Here is a 20,750-nt window from a genome sequence, read left to right on the forward strand (position 1 = left end):
TCGCGGTCCCCTCGGGCCGTGATATGCCGTCTTCCCTGCCCGCAAGGACTTTCGCCATGAACGAGAACACCGCCCGCTTCCTGCCGGCCCGCTTCTTCCAGGCCGGCGTGGCGGAGGCCGACCCCGAGCTGGCCGCCGCCATCGCGCAGGAGCTGACGCGCCAGCAGGACGGCATCGAGCTGATCGCCTCCGAGAACATCGTCAGCCGTGCCGTGCTGGAGGCGCAGGGCTCGGTGATGACGAACAAGTACGCCGAGGGCTATCCGGGCCGGCGCTATTATGGCGGCTGCGAATTCGTGGACGTGGCCGAGACGCTCGCCATCGAGCGCGCGAAGCAGCTCTTCGGCGCGCAATTCGCCAATGTGCAGCCGCATAGCGGCGCCTCGGCCAATATCGCCGTCTTCTTCGCCCTGCTGCAGCCAGGCGACAGCTTCCTCGCCATGGACCTGGCGGCCGGCGGCCACCTGACCCACGGCGCGCCTGTGAACTATTCCGGCAAGTGGTTCCGCCCCATTGCTTACGGTGTGAAGGCCGAGGACGGCCTGCTCGACTACGAGACGATGGAGCGCCTGGCCCGCGAGCATCGGCCCAAGCTCATCATCGCCGGCGGCTCGGCCTATTCGCGCGAGATCGACTTCGCCCGCTTCCGCGCCGTGGCCGATGAGATCGGCGCGATCCTGATGGTGGACATGGCGCATTACGCGGGCCTGGTCGCGGCCGGCGCCTATCCCTCGCCCGTGCCGCACGCGCATGTGACGACGACGACGACGCACAAGACGCTGCGCGGCCCGCGCGGCGGCCTGATCCTCACCAATGACGAGGCGATCGCGAAGAAGATCAACTCGGCCATGTTCCCGGGCCTGCAGGGCGGCCCGCTGATGCATGTCATCGCCGCCAAGGCGGTGGCCTTCGGCGAGGCGCTGCGCCCGGATTTCCGCGCCTATGCGAAGCAGGTGGTGGCCAATGCCCGCGCGCTGGCGGATGAGCTGGTGAAGGGTGGGCTCGCCATCGTCTCGGGCGGCACGGACAGCCACCTGATGCTGGTCGACCTCCGCCCCAAGGGCCTGACCGGCAAGGCCGCCGAGGCCGCGCTCGGCCGCGCCCACCTGACCTGCAACAAGAACGCCATCCCCTTCGACCCCGAGAAGCCGATGGTCACCAGCGGCGTGCGCCTGGGCACGCCCGCCGGCACCACGCGCGGCTTCGCCGAGGCCGAGTTCCGCGAGGTGGGGCGCCTGATCGTCCGCGTGCTGGACGGGCTGGCACAGGCCAATGCGCCCGAGGCGAACAGCGCGGTGGAGCAGGCGGTGAGCAAGGACGTGCAGGCCTTGTGCGCCAAATTCCCGATTTATTGAGCAGATGGCGCCGCGCGGACCGAACCGTCGCTGCCCTGCGAGAATCCGGCCGCAAAGCGGCCGGCGCGCGGCGACCGCCTCCCCAACCCGCGCCCCATGTCTGTGGCGCGCAAGGCAAGCGAGCGCCCGCCGCTTGAGGGCATAAGAACATGCGCTGCCCTTACTGTGGGAATGACGAAACCCAGGTGAAGGACAGCCGCCCCTCCGAGGATGGGGCGGCGATCCGACGTCGGCGCTTCTGTCCGGCCTGCGGCAACCGCTTCACGACCTTCGAGCGCGTCACCCTGCGCGAGCTCACCGTCCTCAAATCCGATGGCCGCCGCGTGCCCTTCGACCGCGACAAGCTCGGCAAGTCCATCAAGATCGCCTGCCGCAAGCGCCCGGTGGATGACGAGCGGATCGAGCGCATCCTCAACGGCATCCAGCGCCGCCTGGAAATGGAGACGGAGGCCGAGATCCCCTCCCGCCGCATTGGCGAGATGGTGATGGACACGCTGAAGGGTGTGGATCAGGTGGCCTATGTCCGCTTCGCCTCGGTCTACCAGAATTTTTCGGAAGCCAAGGATTTCCAGGCTTTTCTGGGTGGCCTGGACGCCCCCTGATGGCCGATGACGCGGCCCATATGCGCGCGGCCTTGCTGCTCGCGGCGCGCGGCCTGGGCAACACCTGGCCCAACCCCGCCGTAGGCTGCGTGCTGGTGAAGGAGGGCCAGGTGGTGGGCCGCGGCTGGACCCAGCCCGGCGGCCGCCCCCATGCCGAGACCCAGGCGCTGGACCGCGCGGGGGAAGCCGCGCGCGGCGCCACCGCCTATGTCACGCTCGAGCCCTGTTCGCATCACGGCCGCACGCCGCCCTGCTGCGACGCGCTGATCCGCGCCGGCGTGTCACGCGTGGTGGTGGCGCTGCGCGACCCCGACGCGCGGGTGGATGGGCGCGGCTTCGCACGCCTCCGCGCGGCCGGCATCACGGTCGAGGAAGGGCTGCTGGGCGCGGAGGCGGCGGCGCTGAATGCCGGCTTCATCCGCCGCATCACCCAGGGCCTGCCGCTGGTGACCCTGAAGCTCGCCGCCACGCTGGATGGCCGCATCGCGACGCAGACGGGCGAAAGCCGCTGGATCACGGGCGCCGAATCCCGCCGCGCCGTGCATGCGCTGCGCGCCCGGCATGACGCGGTGCTGGTGGGCAGCGGCACGGTGCTGGCCGACGATCCGGACCTGACCTGCCGGATCCCCGGCATGGACCCCGTGCCCATGCTGCGCGTCATCGCCGACGCCCGGCTGCGCACGCCGCCCGGCGCGCGGCTGGTGCGCGAGGCGGGGCGCCACCCCACCTGGCTCTTGACCGGCGCGGGGCATCGCCCTTCCGCGCTCTCGCCCTATATCGGCGCAGGGGTGGAGGTGGTGACCATACGCCGCTCCCCCGGCGGGGGCCTGCTGCCACGCCCCATGCTCGCGGCGCTGGCCGCCCGCGGCGTGACCCGCGTGCTGGCCGAGGGCGGCGCGGGCCTCGCATCCGGGTTGCTCCGGGCGGGGCTTGTGGACCGGCTCGTCTGGTTCCATGCCCCTGGCGTGATGGGCGCCGAGGGCTGGCAGAGCGCGGGGCCGCTGGGTGTGGCGGCGCTGTCCGCCATGCCGCGCTTCCGCCGCGTGGCGAGCCAGGCGGTGGGCGAGGATGTGATGAGCGAGTTCGTGAAGGAGTAGGCGCATGTTCACCGGAATCATCACGGCACTCGGCACGCTGCGCGAGGTGCAGCCCATCGGCCAGGGGCATGACATGCGCCTCGTCATCGGCGTGGCGCCCGAATTCCTGGCGGGTGCGACGCTCGGCTGTTCCATCGCCTGCTCCGGCATCTGCCTCACCGCCGTGGAGCTGAATGCCGACAGCTTCGCCGTGGATGCGAGCGCGGAGACGCTCGCCCGCACCACCATGGGCCAATGGCGCACCGGCGGCCGGGTGAACCTGGAGCGCAGCCTGAAGCTGGGTGACGAGTTGGGAGGCCACCTCGTCTCCGGCCATGTGGACGGGGTGGGCCGCGTGCTCTCCGCCACGCCGGAGAATGCCTCGGTCCGCTGGCGCTTCGCCGTCCCCCGCGAGATCGCGAAATATGTTGCCGTGAAGGGCAGCGTCGCGATTGACGGCGTTTCGCTGACCGTGAACGAGGTTGACGCGGAGGGTTTCGGGGTCAACATCATCCCCCACACCGCCGCCGTGACCAGCTTCGGGACGCTGCAGCCCGGCGATGCGGTGAATATCGAGATCGACACCCTGGCGCGCTACGTCGCTCGGCTGATGGAGTTTCGCGCGTGAGCGTCCAGACCACCACCACAAGCTACCACCAGTTCATCACGCCCACCGAGGAGCTTCTGGAAGAAGCCCGGCGCGGCCGGATGTTCATCCTGGTGGATGACGAGGACCGCGAGAACGAGGGCGACCTCGTCATCCCCGCGCAATTCGCGACCCCGGATGCGATCAACTTCATGGCCCGCTTCGCGCGCGGCCTGATCTGCCTCGCCATGACGCGCCAGCGCGTCGAGCAGCTGGCCCTGCCGCTCATGGCGCAGTCCAACGGCACGCGGCATCAGACGGCCTTCACCGTCAGCATCGAGGCGCGTGATGGTGTGACCACCGGCATCTCGGCCGCCGACCGCGCCCGCACGGTCGCCGTCGCCATCAACCCTGAGCTCTCGCGCGAGCATATCGTCACACCCGGCCATGTCTTCCCGCTGGTGGCGCGCGAGGGCGGCACGCTGATCCGCGCCGGCCACACCGAGGCGGCGGTGGATTTCGCGCGCCTCGCCGGCCTCAACCCGGCCGGCGTGATCTGCGAGATCATGAATGATGACGGCACCATGGCGCGCCTGCCGGATCTGGTTTCCTTCGCGCAGATGCATGGCCTCAAGCTCGGCACCATCGCCGACCTCATCGCCCATCGCCGCCGCACCGAACGCCTGGTGCAGCGCGTGGAGGAGGGCGAGATCTCCCATGCCGTCGGCGGGGATTGGCGCCTCGTCGTCTATAACTCGACGCTGGAGGGCGGCGAGCATGTGGCCCTCATCAAGGGCGACATCTCGGGCCCCGAGCCGGTGCTGACGCGCATGCATGCGGCGAACCTCATGCATGACATGGTGGGCGGCCGCGGCGTGCGCGAGCTGCACGGCGCGATGGAGGCCATCGCCGCCGAAGGGCGCGGCGTCGTCGTCATCCTGCGCGACTACCGCACCAACGGCATCAGCACCCATGTGCGCCGCAGCCGCGACAACAACGCGACGCCGCAGCTGCGCGACTATGGCGTGGGCGCGCAGATCCTCGCCGATCTCGGCCTGACCGACATCATCCGCCTCTCCAACCATCCGCGCCCGCTGGTGGGGCTGGAGGGCTGGGGCCTGCGCGTCATCGCCACGCGGCCCGTCGTGGGAGAAAGCTGATGAGTACTGTTGACGGCCCGAAGCGCGACACGGTCCAGGTGCCGGGCGCGCCAGTGCGCATCCTGCTGATCCAGGCGCCCTATTACGACGAGATCGTGGGCGGCATGCGCCAGGGCGTGGAGCGCGTGGTGGCGGAGGCCGGCGGCCTGCTCGAAATCGTGGACGTGGCCGGCGCCTTCGAGCTGCCCGCCGCACTCCGCATGGCGCTCGACGCCGATGACGAGGAGGCCCGCTGGGACGGTTTCGTGCTGCTGGGCTGCGTCGTGCGCGGCGAGACCGACCATTACGACCATATCTGCCGCGAGGCCTGCTCGGGCGTGATGAACATCTCGACCGAGACGGGGGCCGCGATCGGCTTCGGGCTGCTCACCGTCCACACCATCGAGCAGGCCATCGCCCGCTCGCGGCAGGACGGCCACAACAAGGGGGCCGAGGCGGCGCAGGCGGCGCTGATGCAGGTGGCGCTGCGCCGCCGCTGGGGCCTGGCGTGAAGGCCGCCGCCAAGGCCCCGGGCCGCCCGCGCACGGGTGCGCGCGTCGCCGCCGTCCAGGCGCTGTTCCAGACCGAGCAGTCGGGCGAGAACATCGAGACCGTGCTGGACCAGTTCATCCGCCACCGCCTGGGCGCGGCACCCGGCCAGCAGGGCTTCGAGGATGGCCGGGTGGAGGAGGCCGATGTGGCGCTCTTCGCCCGCATCATGCGCGGTACGGCGACCCATACCGATGACCTGGACCAGCTGATCGCGGCGCACCTCGCCTCCGGCTGGGCGATGGGACGCCTGGACCCTGTGCTGCGCGCCATCCTGCGCGCCGCGGCGGGCGAGCTGCGGGACATGGGCGGCCCGCCCGCGCGCGTCGTCATCAAGGAATACATGGACGTCGCGCACGGCTTCTTCGGCGGCGAGGAACCCCGCTTCTGCAACGGCGTGCTGGACGCGCTGGCGCGCGCCCTCCGCGCCGAGGAGTTCTGAGCTTCAGCCGATGAGGACGGATTGCAGCGCGTCCAGCTTGTGCTGGTGCACGCTGATCCAGTCATCCTTCAGGATGCCGCCCGTATCCGTGGAGTTCGGGTTCCAGGACCACCAAGCGTAGCTCATCCTCTCCTGCCCGGCGGCGATGTCGAGCACGCCATCCGTGTCGAAATCGCCGTTCAGGTACTGGGTCAGCTCGTCCAGCCATGCGATGTCGCGGCTGTCCAGCAGCTTGCTGCCGAATTCGCCGAGGAAGATCGGCGCGATCCCCTGCTCGTAGATGAAGCCCCAATGCTCGCGGAAGACGTTGGGCAGGTTGTCCTTGAAGTTCGGCCCCTCGAACCAGCTGTTGGGGTAGATCGAGTTCGGATAGTCATGCGGCGAATAGACCAGCTTGTTGGCCTGCTGCAGCACCACCGGGTCATCCCGCACGCCCTCGAGCTGCCCGCCCCACCAGTAGTAGTCGCCCTGGTAGTTGCCGACACCCTCGACGATGATGAGCAGGTTCGGGTTCACCGCATGGATGGCGTTCCCGGCGCGCTCGGCCGCCGCCGACCAGTCGGTCCAGGTGGCGCCATGCGGCTCGTTCTGCAGATCCACGCCGATCACGGTGCTGTCATTCACATAGCGCTGCACCAGGCTCTGCCAGCCGCTGATCCACTGCGCCTCGGAGAAGTTCTGGTCATACCAGAGGCCGTTCTCATTGGGCCCGGCGCCCGAGCTGCTGCGATGGCAGTCGAGGATGATCTTCATGCCGAGATCGCCGGCGTAATCCACGATCCTGTCCAGCACCTGCAGGTTGGACAGGCCCTGGAGATCCGGATTGATGCTGTAGACGATATTGTTCGGCATCGCGCCGGGCTGGATGTTCTGCAGGCTGAAGGGCAGGCGGATGGTGTCGAAGCCCAGCGCCTGCATCTGCTCCATCATGTCCTGCCAGTTGCGGGTGTAGAGCCCGTCCGGCACGCCGAGATAGCCCTCCATTCCGAACCAGTTGATGCCCTTCAGCCGCACCGTCTCGCCCGTCGAGTCGATGATCTGGTTGCCACTGGTGGAGTACCAGCCGGGCGGCGGCAGCGTTGAGGCCGGCGCGTCATTGTCGCGGATCATGCCGATGGCCGCGCCGTCCACCAGGCGCAGGCTCCCCGGCGCCGTCAGGTTCACGCCGAAGCTCTCCTGGCCCTCGCGCAGCGTGTCGCCCAGCACGGCGATGGAGAGGATCTTGCTGATCTCGCCCGGCGCGAAGGTGAGGCTGCCGCTGGCCGCCTGATAGTCGAGGCCGGAAAGCGCGGAGCCATCGGCCGTGGCGTATTGCACCGTGACCGCCTCGGTGGCCGCGCTGGAGAGGCTGACGGTGAAGTTCATCAGCGCGCTGCCGGTGTCGCCCTCGGTCAGGACGGCATCGGCGATGCTGAGGCCGGGCAGCACGGGCGGCGGCGCCGCGCCGTTCACGCTGAAGTTCACCGGCTCGCCCGAGCCCGCCACGTCAATGCCGAAGGTGGTGGTGGCATTGGGGCCGAGATTGCCGTTCCAGGGCGCGTTGCGGATGACGTAGTGGCTGCCCGACTGGCTGACGATCTCGGCGTTCCAGATCCCCTTGATCTGGAAGGGCGCGTCGAAGGCCAGCGTCCAGCCGCCTTCGATCGGCGTCGCGTCGTTCACGATGGTGATGTCGGCCAGGAAGCCGCCATTCCAGCCCTGCGTCACGCGAAAGGTGGCCGTGTCGCCCGAGGGTGCCGCCACATCGTCGTTCAGGATGGTGCCGAGGCCCGTGTCATCCGCGATGGTGGCGCCATTGGCGGCGGAGAGCAGAAGGCTGAAGCTCTCATCCGCCTCCACCGCCGTATCGCCCAGGATGTTGATCGCGATGGTCTTGCTCGTCTCGCCCGCCGCGAAGTTCAACGTCCCGCTGACGGCGCTGTAGTCGCTGCCGGCCATGGCCGTCCCGTTCTGCGTCGCCCAGTTCACTGCCACGGGGCCGGCGGCGGCGCTGGAGAGCGCGACGGTGAAGAGCATCTGCCTGGTGCCGGAACTGCCCTCCGTCACCTGCGCGTCGCCGATCGTGATGCCCGGCAAGGCCACGTCGTCATTGATGATGGTGCCCAGGCCCGTGCCATCCGCGATGGTCGCGCCACTGGCGCCGGAGAGCAGGAGGTCGAAGGTCTCGTTCGCCTCCAACGCCGTGTCGCCGTTCACGGTCACGGCGATGGTCTTGCTCACCTCGCCCGCCGCGAAGCTCAGGGTGCCGGTGGTGGCGACATAGTCGCTGCCGGCCGCGGCCGTGCCGTTCTGCGTCGCCCAGTTCACCGCCACGGCGCTCGTCGCCGCACGCGAGAGCGAGACGGTGAAGAGCATCTGCTTCGTGCCGGCATCACCCTCCGTCACCTGGGCGTCGCTGATGGTGAGCGCGGGTGGCGGCATGTCATCGTTCAGGATGATGCCGAGGCCCGTGCCGTCCACGATGGTGGCGCCTGTCGCGGGGCTGAGCACGAGCGAGAGCGTCTCATCCGCCTCCACCACCCTGTCACCGCGCACCGTGACCGCGATGGTCTTGCTGATCTGCCCGGCCGAGAAGCTGAGCGTCCCGCTCGCCGCCGTGTAGTCGCTGCCGGCCGTCGCCGTGCCATCCTGCGCGGCCCAGGCGACCGAGACGGCGCTGGTCGCGGCGTGGGAGAGCGTCACGGTGAAGAGCATCTGCCGGGTGCTGGAATTGCCCTCCGTCACCTGCGCGTCGCTGATGGTCAGCGCGGGCGGCACGTCGTCGTTCAGGATGGTGCCGAGGCCCGTGCCATCCGCGATGGTGGCGCGCGTCGCCGTGCCGAGCACGACGGAGAAGGCCTCATCCGCCTCCACCGCCGCATCGCCGCGCACCGTCACCGCGATGGTCTTGCTCGTCTCGCCCGCCGCGAAGCTCAGGGTGCCCCGCGCGCCCGTGTAGTCGCTGCCCGAGACCGCCGTTCCGTTCTGCGTGGCCCAGGTGACGGAGGCGCTGGTGGCGATGGCGCGAGAGAGCGTCACGGTGAAGAGCATCTGCTGCGTGCCCGCTGCACCCTCGGTCAGCTGCGCGTCGCTGATGCTGAAGGTGGGCGGCGGCAGGTCGTCATTGCGGATGGTGCCGGTGCCGCCGCCCGGGGCCAGCGTCGCCCGCGCCACATTGCTCAGCACCAGGCCGAAGGTCTCATCCGCCTCGACCGCCGTGTCGCCATTCACGGTGACGGAGATGGTCCTGCTCGTCTCGCCGGCGGCGAAGGTGATGCTGCCGCTGCGCGCCACATAGTCGCTGCCGGCCAGCGCCGTGCCGTCCTGCGTGGCGAAGTTGGCGGTGACACTGTGCGCCACGGGCTTGCTCAGGCTGAGCGTGAAGACGACGCTGCGCGTGCCGGATTGGCCTTCCACCACCTCGGCGTTGGAGATGCTGAGCACGGCCGGCGCATCGTCATTGGCGATCAGGCCCACGGCGCTGAAGCGCGCGAAGCTGGCCGCCGTCAGCCCGCTGAGGGCGATCTCGAAGCTCTCGTCGATCTCGTCCAGCGTGTCGCCGCGGATCTCCACGGCGATGGTCCTGCTGGTCTCGCCCACGGCGAAGCTCAGCGTGCCGCTCTGCGCGTTGTAGTCGCTGCCGGCCAGCGCCGTGCCGTCGCGCGTGGTGTAGGCGACCGTGACCGGGGCCTGCGCGGCGGCGGAGAGGGTCACGGTGAAGACCATCTGCTTCGTGCCCGCATTCCCCTCGCTCACCTGGGCATCGGCGATGGAGAGGCTGGGCAGGACATCGTCGTTCTGGATGGTGCCGAGGCCGGTTCCATCCGCCAGCGTGGCGCCGGTGGGCGTGCCCAGCACCAGGCTGAAGGTCTCATTCGCCTCCACCGCCGCATCACCCAGGATGGTGACGGAGATGGTCTTGCTGGTCTCGCCCGCCGCGAAGGTGAGGCTGCCGGAGGCCGCCTGGTAGTCGCTGCCGGCGAGGGCCGTGCCATCCTGCGTGGACCAGGGGATGGTCACCGTCTCGGTCGCCGGCTTCGAGAGGCTGACGGTGAAGACCATCTCCTTCGTGCCGGAAGCGCCTTCGGTGATCACGGCATCGCCGATGCTGACCGCGGGCGGCGTGGAGATGGTTTCGGTCGTGCCATAGGTGATCCCGGTCACCTGGGCCTGGATGTTCGAGTCCGCGCGGCCCTCGAAGACGAAGCTGACGCCGCCCCCCGGCGGGACCGTGGCATTCCAGCCAGCGCTGCCGAGGGTGTAGCGGAGCAGGCCGCCGCCCAGGCTGGTGGCGTTCAGGATGGTGGCGTCCCAGAGATTCACGATCTGGAACGGCACATCGAAGGTGATGGTCCAGTTGTTCAGCGCCTGCGCATCATTGCTGACACGCATCTGGCCGATCAGGCCGGTCCCCCAGGACGCGGAAAACGAGACATTGGCTTGTGTAAACATGAGAAAGCCCCCCCCAGGGCCTCCTCACCATGCAAAACGATTTTTGCCTGCGCAATGCTGAATTGACGCGATTTTGGGATTAAGAATGTGTTTTGCGTCAAAAAGGAGAATTTGGTCTCTTTTCTATATACATCTTTGACGGCTTGAGGCAGAGCTTAGACATCACTTGAACGTTGCCCGCTTGGCGAGACGGCTGAGACGTCCCGATCACACCAGCCGCCGGAAAACCACGGTCAGGTTGTTGGCCGGCATCTCGATCACCCGCTCCAGCGCGAAGCCCTCGGCCGCCGCCGCCACATCCTCCAGCCGCCGCAAGCCCCATTCCGGGTTGCGCGCCTTCAGGCTGGCGTCGAAATCGAGGTTGCTCGGCGCCGTCTCCACGCCCTCGCGGAGATAGGGGCCATAGAGCACCAGCGGCGCGCCCGGCGGCAGCAAGGCCGCCGCCCCGCGCAGCAGCCCCAGCCCCGCCGCCCAGGGCGCGATGTGGATCATGTTCACGCAGAGCACCGCCTCCGCCGCCGCGATCGGCCAGGGCCAGGCGCTGGCATCCAGCGCCAGCGCGGGGCGGATATTCGCATGCCCCGCCGCCCAGGCATCGATGCTGCTCCGCGCTTCTTCCGAAGGGTCGCTCGGCTGCCAGGTCAGGCCCGGCAGGGCGGTGGCGATATGGGCGGCATGCTCGCCCGTGCCGGCGGCCACCTCCAGCACCAGGCCGCGCGCGGGGAGGATGCCGCGCAGCACCGCCAGGAGGGGTTCGCGGTTGCGGGCGGCGGCGGGGGCGAAGCGGCGCGGATCCTCGGCGCCGAAGCGGTCCGCATCCGGATGCGCCGGCGATGCGCCGGACGGGGTCAAGCCGGCACGCCCTTGCTGGTGGAATACTCGAAATGCAGCGCCTCGCCGGGGAAGACGCGCGGATGGATGGCATGCGCCGCCATCGCCGCCTCGGAGAAGCCCTGCAGGATGAGCTTCAGCTTGCCCGGATAGGTCGCCATGTCGCCGATCGCATGGATGCCGGGGATATTCGTCTCGCAGGTCGCGGGTATGACCGCGATGTGCTTGTGCTCCAGCCCCAGCCCCCATTCGGCGATGGGGCCGAGCTCCATGGAAAGGCCGAAGAAGGCCAGCAGGTGGTCGGCCGGGACGCGCAGTTCCTCGCCCTTCAGCGTCGCCAGCACCACGGCATCCAGCTTGGAACCGTCACCCTCCAGCGCGTGCAGCTGGTAGGGGATGGCCATCTCCACCTCGCCGCGCTGGGCGGCGGCCTCGAGCTGGGCGGCGGTCTCAGGGGCCGCGCGGAACTTGGGGCGGCGATGGACGACGATGACCTTCTCGGCGACGTCCTTCAGGCTCAGCGCCCAATCCACCGCGCTGTCGCCGCCGCCCGCGATCACCACACGCTTGCCGCGGAATTCCTCGCGCTTCGTGACCATGTAGCGCACCGCGCCGCTGGCCTCGTAGCCGGGCAGGCCCTCCAACGGCGGGCGGTTCGGGCCGAAGGCGCCCGCGCCGGCCGCGATGATCACCGCCTTGGCGCGCACCTGGTTGCCCAGGCTGGTGGTGAGCGTGAAGCCGCCCTCGGCCTGCGCCAAGCCTTCCACGCGCTGGTTCAGCAGGAAGCGCGGGCTGAAGGGCGCTGCCTGCTCGGCGAGCCGTTCGATCAGGGCGGCGCCCGCGATCTGCGGATGCGCCGGAATGTCGAAGATGGGTTTCTCCGGGTAGAGCGCGGCGCATTGGCCGCCGATCTCCTCCAGCGTGTCCACCACCACGCAGCGCATCTTCAGCATGCCGCATTCGAAGACGGCGAAGAGGCCGCAGGGCCCCGCGCCGATGATGGCCACGTCGGTTTCGATCATCTCGCTCATGCCAGGGCCATGCCTTGCTTTGCCGGGTGCGTCCAGTCTTCGCCTTTGCGGGACTCGCGCCGGCCCGGCAAGATGGGCGGGCATGGAGATGACCCTGGAGAATCTGGCCGCCACCGAGGCCCTGGCCGCCCGCCTCGCTGGCCTGGCCCGCGCCGGCGACGCGCTGCTGCTGGAAGGCCCGCTCGGCGCCGGCAAATCCGCCCTGGCCCGCGCCTTCCTGCGCGCGGCGGCCGGCGATCCGGCGCTCGAGGTGCCCAGCCCCACCTTCACCCTGGTGCAGAGCTATGACCTGCCCGGCGGCCGTGCGGCGCATCATTTCGACCTCTACCGCCTCACCGGCCCCGATGGCCTGCTGGAACTCGGCTGGGACGAGGCGCGGTCAGGCATCGTGCTGGTGGAATGGCCCGAGCGGCTGGGCCGCCTGACACCCCAGGGCGCCTTGCGCATTGAGCTCAAGCCGGGTGCCCAGGAGGATGCGCGCCACGCCCGGCTGACGGGATGGGAGGATCGCCTGTGACGCTGCTCGACGCCCATGGCTATGCCACCGCCCGGCAGGAGGTGCTGCAGGCCGATGCCAGCAAGCACTACACCCGCCTATCCGGCGGCCCGCGCCCGGCCCTGCTGATGCGCACGCCGAGCGCCGAATATCTCGACGCCTTCCTCCGCGTGGCGCGGCATCTGGAGGCGCTGGGCGTGCCGGCCCCCGGCGTGATCGGCGTGGAGCCGGCGACCAACACGGCGCTGGTGCAGGATCTGGGCGCGGCCAGCATGGCGGGCGCGCTGGATGCGGGTGCGGAGCCCGCGCCGCTCTATTTCGACGCCGCGCGCAGCCTGGTCACGCTGCATGCCAGCCCGCCGCCCAAAGGGCTCCCCGCCTGGGACGCGGCTGCGATGATCCGCGCGACGCAAGCCACCTTCTGCGACTGGTGGTGGCCCGCCAGCTTCGGCGCCCCCTGCCCGGACGAGACGCGCCAGGGCCTGGCCGCCGCCCTCGCCGCCATGCTCGGCCCCTTCGCCGGCGAGGGCTTCGTCCATCGCGACTATTTCCCCGCCAACCTCATCCCCACGCCGCGCGGCATGGCGGTGATCGATTTCCAGGACGCGGCGACCGGCCACCCGGCCTATGACGTGGTCTCGCTGGTCGAGGATGCGCGGCGGGACGTGGACCCGGCCCTGCGCGAGGCGGTGGTCAGCGCCTATCTCGCCCAGCGGCCCGAGCTGGAGGCCGACACCTTCCGCGCCGCCATGGCGGTGCATGCGGCGCAGCGGCATCTGCGCGTGGCCGCCCTCTGGGTCCGGCTCGACCGGCGGGACGGCAAGCCGCATTACCTCCAGCATGGGCCGCGCTGCTGGGCGCTTCTGGCCCGCGCGCTGGCACATCCGGCCACCCTGCCCTTGGCCCGCTTCCTCGATGCGCATGTGCCGCCGGAAAGGCGCCGCAACCCATGATGAAGCCCAAAATGGAGAAGGGCATGGTGCTGGCCGCCGGCCTCGGCCAGCGGATGCGGCCGCTGACGGCCGAGACGGCCAAGCCGCTGCTGCCCCTGCTCGGCCGCTCCCTGCTCGACCACGCGCTGGACCGGCTGGCCCTGGCCGGCGTGGAGGAGGTGGTGGTGAACGCGCATTGGTGCGCCGAGAAGGTCGCCGCCGCCGTCGCCGCGCGCGAAGGCACGCCGCCCCGCATCGGCCTGCAGCTGGAGCCCGAATTGCTGGAAACCGGCGGCGGCATCCGGCGTGCTTTGCCGCGCCTGGGCGAGGCCCCCTTCGCCGTGGTGAATGGCGATGCCTATTGGCTGGACGGCCCCACCCCCGCCCTGACGCTCCTCGCGCGCCACTTCGATCCCGCTCGGATGGACGCGCTGCTGCTGCTCATCCGCACCTCGCGCATCGAGGGCGAGGTGGGCCGCGGCGATTTTTTCCTGGACGCGGAAGGCCGCCTGCGCCGCCCCGCGCCCAACCAGATCGCGCCCTACCTGTTTGGCGGCGTGCAGGTGATGGCCCCCGCGCTGGTCGCGCCCGAGCCCGAGGGGCGCTTCAGCCTGAACCGCTGCTATGACCGCGCCATCGAGGCCGGGCGCCTGTTCGGCCTGGTGCATGACGGCGCCTGGTTCCACCTCTCCACGCCCGGCGACCTCACCCGCACCGAGCGGCGGCTGCGCCAGGGGCCGTCGAGCCACTGGCTTTGAAGCTCTTCGCCATCCCGCCGGACCAGGCCTTCCTGCCGGCGCTCACGCGCGGCACGCTGGCGCGGCTCGGCGCGGGCGAGGCGCTGGCCGCCGCCACCATCCTTCTGCCCACCCGCCGCGCCGCCCGCGCGCTCCAGGCCACCTTCCTGCGCGAGGCCGAGACCCCCGCCCTGCTGCTGCCCCGCATGCGCGCGCTCGCCGGCCTCTCCACCGAGGATGCGGACGAACTGGCGCTGCCCGCCCTGCTGCGCCTGCCCCCCGCCGTCGAGCCGCTGCGCCGCCAGGCCGTGCTGGCCGGCTTCGCCAGCCGCCTCCCGCGCGAGATGGGCGGCCCCGCCAGCGCCGAGCATGCCTGGGCGCTGGGGATGGAACTCGGCAAGCTGCTGGACGAGATAGCCCTCGAAGAGGCGGAGATCATCCCCGACGATCCCGATCTGCTCGGCCATCGCTGGCTGGAGCGGCTGGAGGCCCTGGCCCCGGAGGCGCTGGCCCAGCATTGGCAGATCACCACCACCTTCCTGCGCGGCATCGTGCAGGAATGGCAGCTCTGGCTGACCGAACAGGGGCTGCTCGACATCGGCGTCCGGCGCGTCCTCGCCCTGCGCGCCCAGCGCGTCGCCTGGGAGGAGGCGCCGCCCGAGGGTGCCGTGATCGCCGCCGGCATCGGCATGGGCGGCACCGTGCCGGCGGCGGCCGACCTGCTGCGCGTCATCGCCACCCGCCTGCCGCAAGGCTTCGTCGTGCTGCCCGGCGAGGACCCCGCGACCGCTGCCCTGCCCTGGGAGGCACTGCGCGACGCGCCGACGCACCCCTATGCCGGGCAGCGCGCCATGCTCGACCGGATGGGTGCGAGCCTCGCCGACGCCGCGCCCTGGGTGCCGGCCGGGCCGGATGGCATTGCCGAATTGCTGGGCGTGGCCATGCTGCCCGCCGGCCATCTCGAACCCTGGCAGCGGCCCGAGCCCGCCCGCTGGCATGATGCGCTCGCTCGCCTCAGCCGGATCGAGGCGAGCGACGCGCAGCATGAGGCCTCCGCCATCGCGCTGACCCTGCGCGGCGCGCTGGAAACGCCGGGTGCGCGGGCCGCGCTGGTCACGCCGGATCGCGACCTGGCCCGCCGCGTCGCCGCCGAATTGCCGCGCCATGGCATCCTGGCCGATGACAGCGCCGGCCAGCCGCTCTCCGACACGCCGCCCGGCGCCTTCCTGCGCCTCATCGCGCATCTGGCGGCGGGGGAATGCGGGCCGGTTGCGCTGCTCTCGGTGCTGAAGCACCCGCTCTGCGCGGGGGACATGGAGCGGGCCGAGTGGCTCGCCGCCAGCCAGGCGCTGGAGCGCGTGGCGCTGCGCGGCCCTTCGCCCGGGCCGGGCCTCGCCGGCCTGCGGGCCGCCATCGCCAGCCTGCGTGAGCCCGAACCACGCCTCGCCGCCCTGCTGGATGCGCTGGAGGCCGGACTCGGCCCCTTCACGTCCCTGCCGCCATCGCCCCCACGCCCGCCGGCCGACCTGCTGTCCGAACACCTGGCCGCCGCCGAGGCGCTGGCCTCCACGCCGAGCCTGCCCGGCGGCCTGCGCCTCTACGCCCAGGCCGAGGGCGAGGCGTTGGCGCGGCATCTCGCCGCCATGGCGCCGGCCATGGCCGCGCTGCCGCCCATCGCGCCAGCCGACTGGCCCGGCCTCTTCGAGGCCGCGCTCGCCCAGGGCACCACCCAGGCGGCCCGCATCTCGCGCGGGCGCGGCGACGCGGCTCACCCGCAGGTGGAGATCCTGGGCCTGCTGGAAGCCCGGCTGCTGGATTTCGACCTGGTCGTGCTGGGCGCGCTGGACGAGACCATCTGGCCCCAGGCGAGCGACCCCGGCCCCTGGATGAGCCGGCCCATGCGGCGGGATTTCGGCCTGCCCTCGCCCGAATTGCGGATCGGCCGCGTGGCGGCGGATTTCCTGCTCACCGCCGCCGGCTCACGCCGCGCCGTGCTCTCCCGCGCCGCGCGGCGCGGCGGCAGCCCGGCCGTGCCGGCGCGCTGGCTGACGCGGCTCGACGTGTTTCTCCAGGGCCAGTCCGGCCTGCGCCTCGCGCCCGAGCCTTGCGCCGAATGGGCGCGGCTGCTGGACGAACCCGCCGAGATCCGTCCCTGCCCGCGCCCGGCACCGCGCCCGCCGCTCGCCGCGCGGCCGGAGCGCGTGACGGTCAGCGATGTGGCGATGCTGATCGCCGACCCCTACGCCTTCTACGCCCGCCGCATCCTGGACCTCTCGGCCCTCGACCCGCTGGAGCAGGAGCCGGGCGCGCCGGATTACGGCAACATGGTCCATGCCGCGATCCATCGCTTCCTCGCGAGCCTGCCCCAGGCCTGGCCGGGTGAGGGCGCCGCGGCGCCGCTCTGGGAGGCGGCGGCCGCACGCGCGCTGAAGCGTGCCGCGCTGCGCCCCGCCGTCGAAGCCCTCTGGGCCCCGCGCCTCGCCCGCATCGGCCATTTCATCCGCGGGCTGGAGGCGCAGCAGCGCGACCAGCTTCTGGCCACCTGGGCCGAGGTGACAGCCCGCGCCACGCTGCGCCGCCCGGGTGGCAGCGTCACCCTGGAAGCCCGGGCAGACCGCGTGGACCGCCGGCTGGACGGCACGCTGCGCATCCTCGACTACAAGACCGGCACCGTGCCCTCGAAGGGCGATGTCCAGGCCGGCACCGCGCCCCAATTGCCGCTGGAGGCCTGGCTGGCCGAGCAGGGCGCCTTCGAGGGGGTGCCCGCCGCCGCCGTCGGCGCGCTGGAGTATTGGCGGCTGACCGGCGCCGACCAGCCGGGCGAGGTGAAGCCGCTGAAGCTCGATGACCTGCCCGCCACCATCGCGGACGCCGCCGCCGCCCTGCAGGCCCTGGCCGACCGCTTCCTGGTGGGCGAGGCCGCCTTCATCGCCCATCCGCATCCGCGCCGCCGCGCCACGGGGGATTTCCAGCACCTGGCCCGCACCGCCGAATGGTCGGCCGAGGCGGAGGACGGCGCATGACCAGCCCGCGCGCCATCGCCGAAGCCCGGCAGTCGGAAGCCTCCGATCCCGCCGTCTCGGCCTTCGTCACCGCCTCGGCCGGCTCGGGCAAGACGAAGCTGCTGACCGACCGGCTGCTGCGCCTGATGCTGGGCGGGGCACGGCCCGAACGCCTGCTCTGCCTCACCTTCACCAAGGCGGCGGCGGCGGAGATGGCCACGCGCCTCAATGCCCGCCTCGGCCGCTGGGCCGTGGCCACGCCCGCCGACCTGGAAGCCGAGCTGCGCGCGCTGCTGCAACGCCCGCCGCAAGCCGAGGAGATCGCCCGTGCGCGCGCCGGCTTCGCCGCCGTGCTGGAACTGCCGGGCGGCATGCGGATCGCCACCTTGCACAGCTTCGCGCAATCCCTGCTGCGCGGCTTCGCGCTGGAAGCCGGGCTGCCGCCGGGCTTCGCCGTGCTGGAGGAGCTGGAAACCAACGCCCAGCTCGCCGGCGCGCGCGAGGTGGAGCTGCCGCAAAGCCCCGCGCTGGAGCGGCTGGCCGCGCTCAGCAACGCCGCCGGGCTCGGCCAGGTGATGAGCGAGCTGCGGCACTCCGAACCCATGCTCCAGGCCGGGCTCGGCGCGCTGGGGGGGCTGCCCATGCTGGTGGCGGAAATCGCGCAGCGCCTCGGCCTCGACCCCGAGGCGGATGAGGGAGAACTCCTGCGCGAGGCGGCGACGCCGGCGGATGAGCGCGGCCTGGCCCGCGTCGCGGCGCAGCTCGTGAACAGCACCAATGCCAATGACCAGGAGCGCGGGGCCGCGATGCGGCGCTTCCTCGCCCTCGGCGAAGCGGATGCACGTGTCGCGGCCCTTGAGGAATGGCGCGGTGTCTTCCTGACCAAGGACGGCAAGGTCAAGGCGGAGAAGAACCTCGCCACCAAGGGTGGGCTCGGCGCTCCCGGCCAGGCCGAGGCGCTGGCCGTCATGATCCCGGAGGGGGAGCGCATCCAGCGGATGGATGCGCAATGGGAGGCGCTGGCCCTGCTGCGCTCCACCGAGGCCGCGCTCGTGCTGGGCATCCCCGTGCTGCGCCGCTTCGCGGCCGCCAAGCAGCGCATGGGGCGGCTCGACTATGACGATTTGATCCAGGCCGCGCGCAAGCTGCTGGACGACCCAGGCGCCGCCTGGGTGCTGTTCAAGCTGGATGGCGGCCTCGACCACATCCTTCTGGACGAGGCGCAGGACAGCAATCCGGCGCAATGGGCCATCGCCCGCGCGCTCTCGGGCGAGTTCTTCGCGGGCACCGGCACCCGCGCCAACGAGGCGCCGCGCACCATCTTCGCGGTGGGTGACATCAAGCAATCCATCTACGGCTTCCAGGGCGCCGATGCCGGCGGCCTGCCGCGCGCCGAGGCGGAGTTCCGCGCCGCCGTCAGCGCCGCCGGGCAGGAATTCTGCTCCGTCCCGCTCGAGGTCTCCTTCCGCTCGGCCCCGCCCATCCTCGCGCTGGTGGATGCCGTCTTCGCCGAGGGTCCGGCCCGGGAGGGCGTCGTCGCCCCCGGCCAGATCCTGCGCCACCTGCCCGATCGCGCCGGCGCGGCGGGCATGGTCGAGCTCTGGCCACTGCAATCCCAGGCCAAGGCGGAGGACCCACCCGCCTGGGACGTGCCCGAGGCGCCGATGGCCGAGACCGGCGCCGATGCACGGCTCGCGGCCACGCTGGCCGCGCGCATCGCCCACATGATCGCGCATGGCCGCCTGGATTCCCGCTGCGACTCCGACCCCGCCCAGGGCCGGCCGATCCGCGCGCGGGACATCCTGGTGCTGGTCCGCCGCCGCAACGCCTTCCTGGGCCTGCTGGTCCGCGCCTTGAAGGAACGCGGCGTGCCGGTGGGCGGCGTGGACCGCATGGTGCTGGTCGAGCAGATCGCGGTGCAGGATGTGCTGGCGACGCTCGACGCCATCCTGCTGCCGCAGGATGAATTGCAGCTCGCCGCCGCGCTGAAATCGCCGATCTTCGGGCTTTCCGATGACGACCTCTTCGCGCTCGCCTGGAACCGCCCGGGCACGCTGCATGCGCGCCTGATGGCCGAGCGCGGCGCCGCCACGCCCACCGGCCGCGCCGCCGACCTCTTCGCCGCACTGACCGCCCGCGCCGATCATGTGCCCGCCCATGCGCTGATCGCCGAGATCCTGGGCGAGCGCGGCGGCCGCGCCCGGCTGCTGGCGCGCCTCGGCCCCGATGCGGCGGACCCGCTGGACGAACTCCTCACCGCCGCCATGGCGCATGAGCGCGCGCACCCCGCCTCGCTGCAGGGGTTCCTGCACTGGCTGCGCCGCTCCAGCGCCACCGTGAAGCGCGAGGCCGATCCGGGCGCCGACATGCTGCGCGTGATGACCGTGCACGGCGCGAAGGGGCTGGAGGCGCCCATCGTCATCCTGCCTGACACCGCCGCCATCCCGCCGCAGAAATCCGGCTTGCGCTGGACGGAGGAGGAACTCCCTCTCTGGGCGCCCAAGCGCAGCGGCTTCAACGCCCCCGCCTATGCCGCGGCCGAGGCGCGCCAGGCGGCGCTGGAGGCGGAGGAGGCCAACCGCCTGCTCTATGTGGCGCTCACCCGCGCCGAGGACCGGCTGATCATCTGCGGCTGGCATGGCAGCAAGGCCCCCGCGCCAGACTGCTGGTACGAGAAGATCAAGGCCGGCTTCGAGCGCCTGCCCGGCGTGGTCGAGCGCGATTTCGACCCGGCCGAATGGGGCGGCGACCCCGACGGCTTCGCGCCTGGCCCGATGCTCAGCCTCGGCTCGCCCCAGACCGATCCGCGCCGGCCCGAGCCGCGCCGCGCCGCCGAGGCGGCCGCGCGCGCCCTCCCAGCCTGGGCGCGCATGCCGGCCAGCGCCATCGCCACACCGGGAATCGCCACGCCCTCCCACATGGAGGACCAGGAGGCCGAGGTACCGGCCGCCGCCCCGCACGCGCCAGGCGATCCGCTCGGCCGGCGCTTCCGGCGCGGCAACCTGATCCATGCGCTGCTGCAATCCCTGCCCGAACTGCCGGAAGCCGAGCGCGAATCGGCCGGCCGCGCTTTCCTGGCCCGCCCCGGCCATGGCCTGGACGCCGCGCAACAGGCCGAGATCCTGGCCGAGGCGCTGGGCGTCATGGCTCACCCCGCCATCGCCGCCGCCTTCGGCCCCGGCAGCCTGGCCGAGGCCCCCCTGGCCGGCCGCGTGGGCGACCGCCTGATCCTGGGCCAGGTGGACCGGCTGCTCATCACGCCTGGGCGCATCACCCTGCTCGACTTCAAGAGCAACCGCCCGCCACCCACCCTGGCCGAGGCCGCGCCGTCCGCCTATCTGCGCCAGATGGCCGCCTATCGTGCCGTGCTGCGTCTTGCCTTTCCCGGCCGCCCGGTGGATTGCAGCCTGATCTGGACCTATGGCGCCCAGGTCATGCCGCTGCCCGACACCCTGCTGGACGCTTTTGCGCCAGCCCCAGGGGAGCAATCCGGGACCGCTTGACCTGAACCGCCCATGATACAACCTTACCGCGACCTGAT

15 protein-coding genes are annotated in these 20,750 nt (G+C 71.5%); 12 read left to right on the forward strand and 3 right to left on the reverse strand.

Annotated elements, in window-relative coordinates; translation table 11 throughout:
- Positions 1–56: 56 nt before the first annotated feature.
- From glyA to nusB, 7 genes are all read left to right on the forward strand, one after another.
- Positions 57–1,355 carry a serine hydroxymethyltransferase gene (gene glyA / locus ACQ860_RS12815; RefSeq protein WP_431303738.1) on the forward strand — a complete coding sequence of 433 codons (1,299 nt, stop codon included), beginning with the start codon at positions 57–59 and terminating at the stop codon, positions 1,353–1,355.
- 149 nt (positions 1,356–1,504) lie between these two features.
- Positions 1,505–1,957 (forward strand): transcriptional regulator NrdR, encoded by a 453-nt coding sequence (gene nrdR, locus ACQ860_RS12820; protein WP_431303739.1) that lies wholly within the window; start codon positions 1,505–1,507, stop codon positions 1,955–1,957.
- Positions 1,957–3,054, forward strand: coding sequence for a bifunctional diaminohydroxyphosphoribosylaminopyrimidine deaminase/5-amino-6-(5-phosphoribosylamino)uracil reductase RibD (ribD, locus tag ACQ860_RS12825; protein WP_431303740.1), 1,098 nt, complete (start codon positions 1,957–1,959; stop codon positions 3,052–3,054). Before nrdR ends, ribD begins: the two co-directional genes overlap by 1 nt.
- 4 nt (positions 3,055–3,058) lie before the next feature.
- Positions 3,059–3,661, forward strand: coding sequence for a riboflavin synthase (locus ACQ860_RS12830; RefSeq protein WP_431303741.1), 603 nt, complete (start codon positions 3,059–3,061; stop codon positions 3,659–3,661).
- The gene (gene ribB / locus ACQ860_RS12835) at positions 3,658–4,779 is read left to right on the forward strand and encodes a 3,4-dihydroxy-2-butanone-4-phosphate synthase (RefSeq protein WP_431303742.1); all 1,122 of its coding nucleotides are present in this window, start codon (positions 3,658–3,660) and stop codon (positions 4,777–4,779) included. Before ACQ860_RS12830 ends, ribB begins: the two co-directional genes overlap by 4 nt.
- Positions 4,779–5,270 carry a 6,7-dimethyl-8-ribityllumazine synthase gene (ribH, locus tag ACQ860_RS12840; RefSeq protein ID WP_431303743.1) on the forward strand — a complete coding sequence of 164 codons (492 nt, stop codon included), beginning with the start codon at positions 4,779–4,781 and terminating at the stop codon, positions 5,268–5,270. The genes ribB and ribH overlap by 1 nt, the downstream gene beginning before the upstream one ends.
- Positions 5,267–5,749: a transcription antitermination factor NusB gene (nusB, locus tag ACQ860_RS12845; protein ID WP_431303744.1), complete on the forward strand. Its 483-nt coding sequence runs from the start codon at positions 5,267–5,269 to the stop codon at positions 5,747–5,749. The genes ribH and nusB overlap by 4 nt, the downstream gene beginning before the upstream one ends.
- Positions 5,750–5,752: 3 nt before the next feature.
- Here the strand turns inward: nusB and ACQ860_RS12850 are convergent, their stop codons facing one another.
- The 3 genes from ACQ860_RS12850 to ACQ860_RS12860 all read right to left on the reverse strand — a co-directional run bounded on the left by ACQ860_RS12850 (position 5,753) and on the right by ACQ860_RS12860 (position 12,042).
- A complete protein-coding gene (locus ACQ860_RS12850) occupies positions 5,753–10,180 on the reverse strand; it encodes a Calx-beta domain-containing protein (protein WP_431303745.1) in 4,428 nt (1,475 codons plus the stop codon).
- A 207-nt stretch (positions 10,181–10,387) separates the two neighbouring features.
- Complete coding sequence (locus tag ACQ860_RS12855) at positions 10,388–11,032, reverse strand: DUF938 domain-containing protein (RefSeq protein WP_431303746.1); 645 nt, start codon at positions 11,030–11,032, stop codon at positions 10,388–10,390.
- Positions 11,029–12,042, reverse strand: a complete 1,014-nt coding sequence (locus ACQ860_RS12860; protein ID WP_431303747.1) for an NAD(P)/FAD-dependent oxidoreductase — start codon at positions 12,040–12,042, stop codon at positions 11,029–11,031. Before ACQ860_RS12860 ends, ACQ860_RS12855 begins: the two co-directional genes overlap by 4 nt.
- A gap of 82 nt (positions 12,043–12,124) precedes the next feature.
- Between ACQ860_RS12860 and tsaE the strand changes: the two genes are divergently transcribed.
- Genes tsaE through addA form a run of 5 tightly spaced genes read left to right on the forward strand, consistent with a single transcriptional unit; the run spans position 12,125 to position 20,712 of the window.
- Entirely contained in the window at positions 12,125–12,559 is a 435-nt protein-coding gene (gene tsaE / locus ACQ860_RS12865) for a tRNA (adenosine(37)-N6)-threonylcarbamoyltransferase complex ATPase subunit type 1 TsaE (protein ID WP_431303748.1), read from the forward strand.
- Entirely contained in the window at positions 12,556–13,491 is a 936-nt protein-coding gene (locus ACQ860_RS12870; protein ID WP_431303749.1) for an aminoglycoside phosphotransferase family protein, read from the forward strand. The genes tsaE and ACQ860_RS12870 overlap by 4 nt, the downstream gene beginning before the upstream one ends.
- Positions 13,488–14,228: a nucleotidyltransferase family protein gene (locus ACQ860_RS12875; protein WP_431303750.1), complete on the forward strand. Its 741-nt coding sequence runs from the start codon at positions 13,488–13,490 to the stop codon at positions 14,226–14,228. The genes ACQ860_RS12870 and ACQ860_RS12875 overlap by 4 nt, the downstream gene beginning before the upstream one ends.
- Positions 14,225–17,230, forward strand: a complete 3,006-nt coding sequence (gene addB / locus ACQ860_RS12880) for a double-strand break repair protein AddB (protein ID WP_431303751.1) — start codon at positions 14,225–14,227, stop codon at positions 17,228–17,230. The genes ACQ860_RS12875 and addB overlap by 4 nt, the downstream gene beginning before the upstream one ends.
- On the forward strand, positions 17,227–20,712 hold the full coding sequence (gene addA / locus ACQ860_RS12885; protein WP_431303752.1) for a double-strand break repair helicase AddA: 3,486 nt from the start codon (positions 17,227–17,229) through the stop codon (positions 20,710–20,712). Before addB ends, addA begins: the two co-directional genes overlap by 4 nt.
- The last annotated feature ends 38 nt before the right edge of the window (positions 20,713–20,750 follow it).

The sequence above is a fragment of the Sediminicoccus sp. BL-A-41-H5 genome, from assembly GCF_050632405.1.
In the GTDB taxonomy this organism is placed as follows: domain Bacteria; phylum Pseudomonadota; class Alphaproteobacteria; order Acetobacterales; family Acetobacteraceae; genus Roseococcus.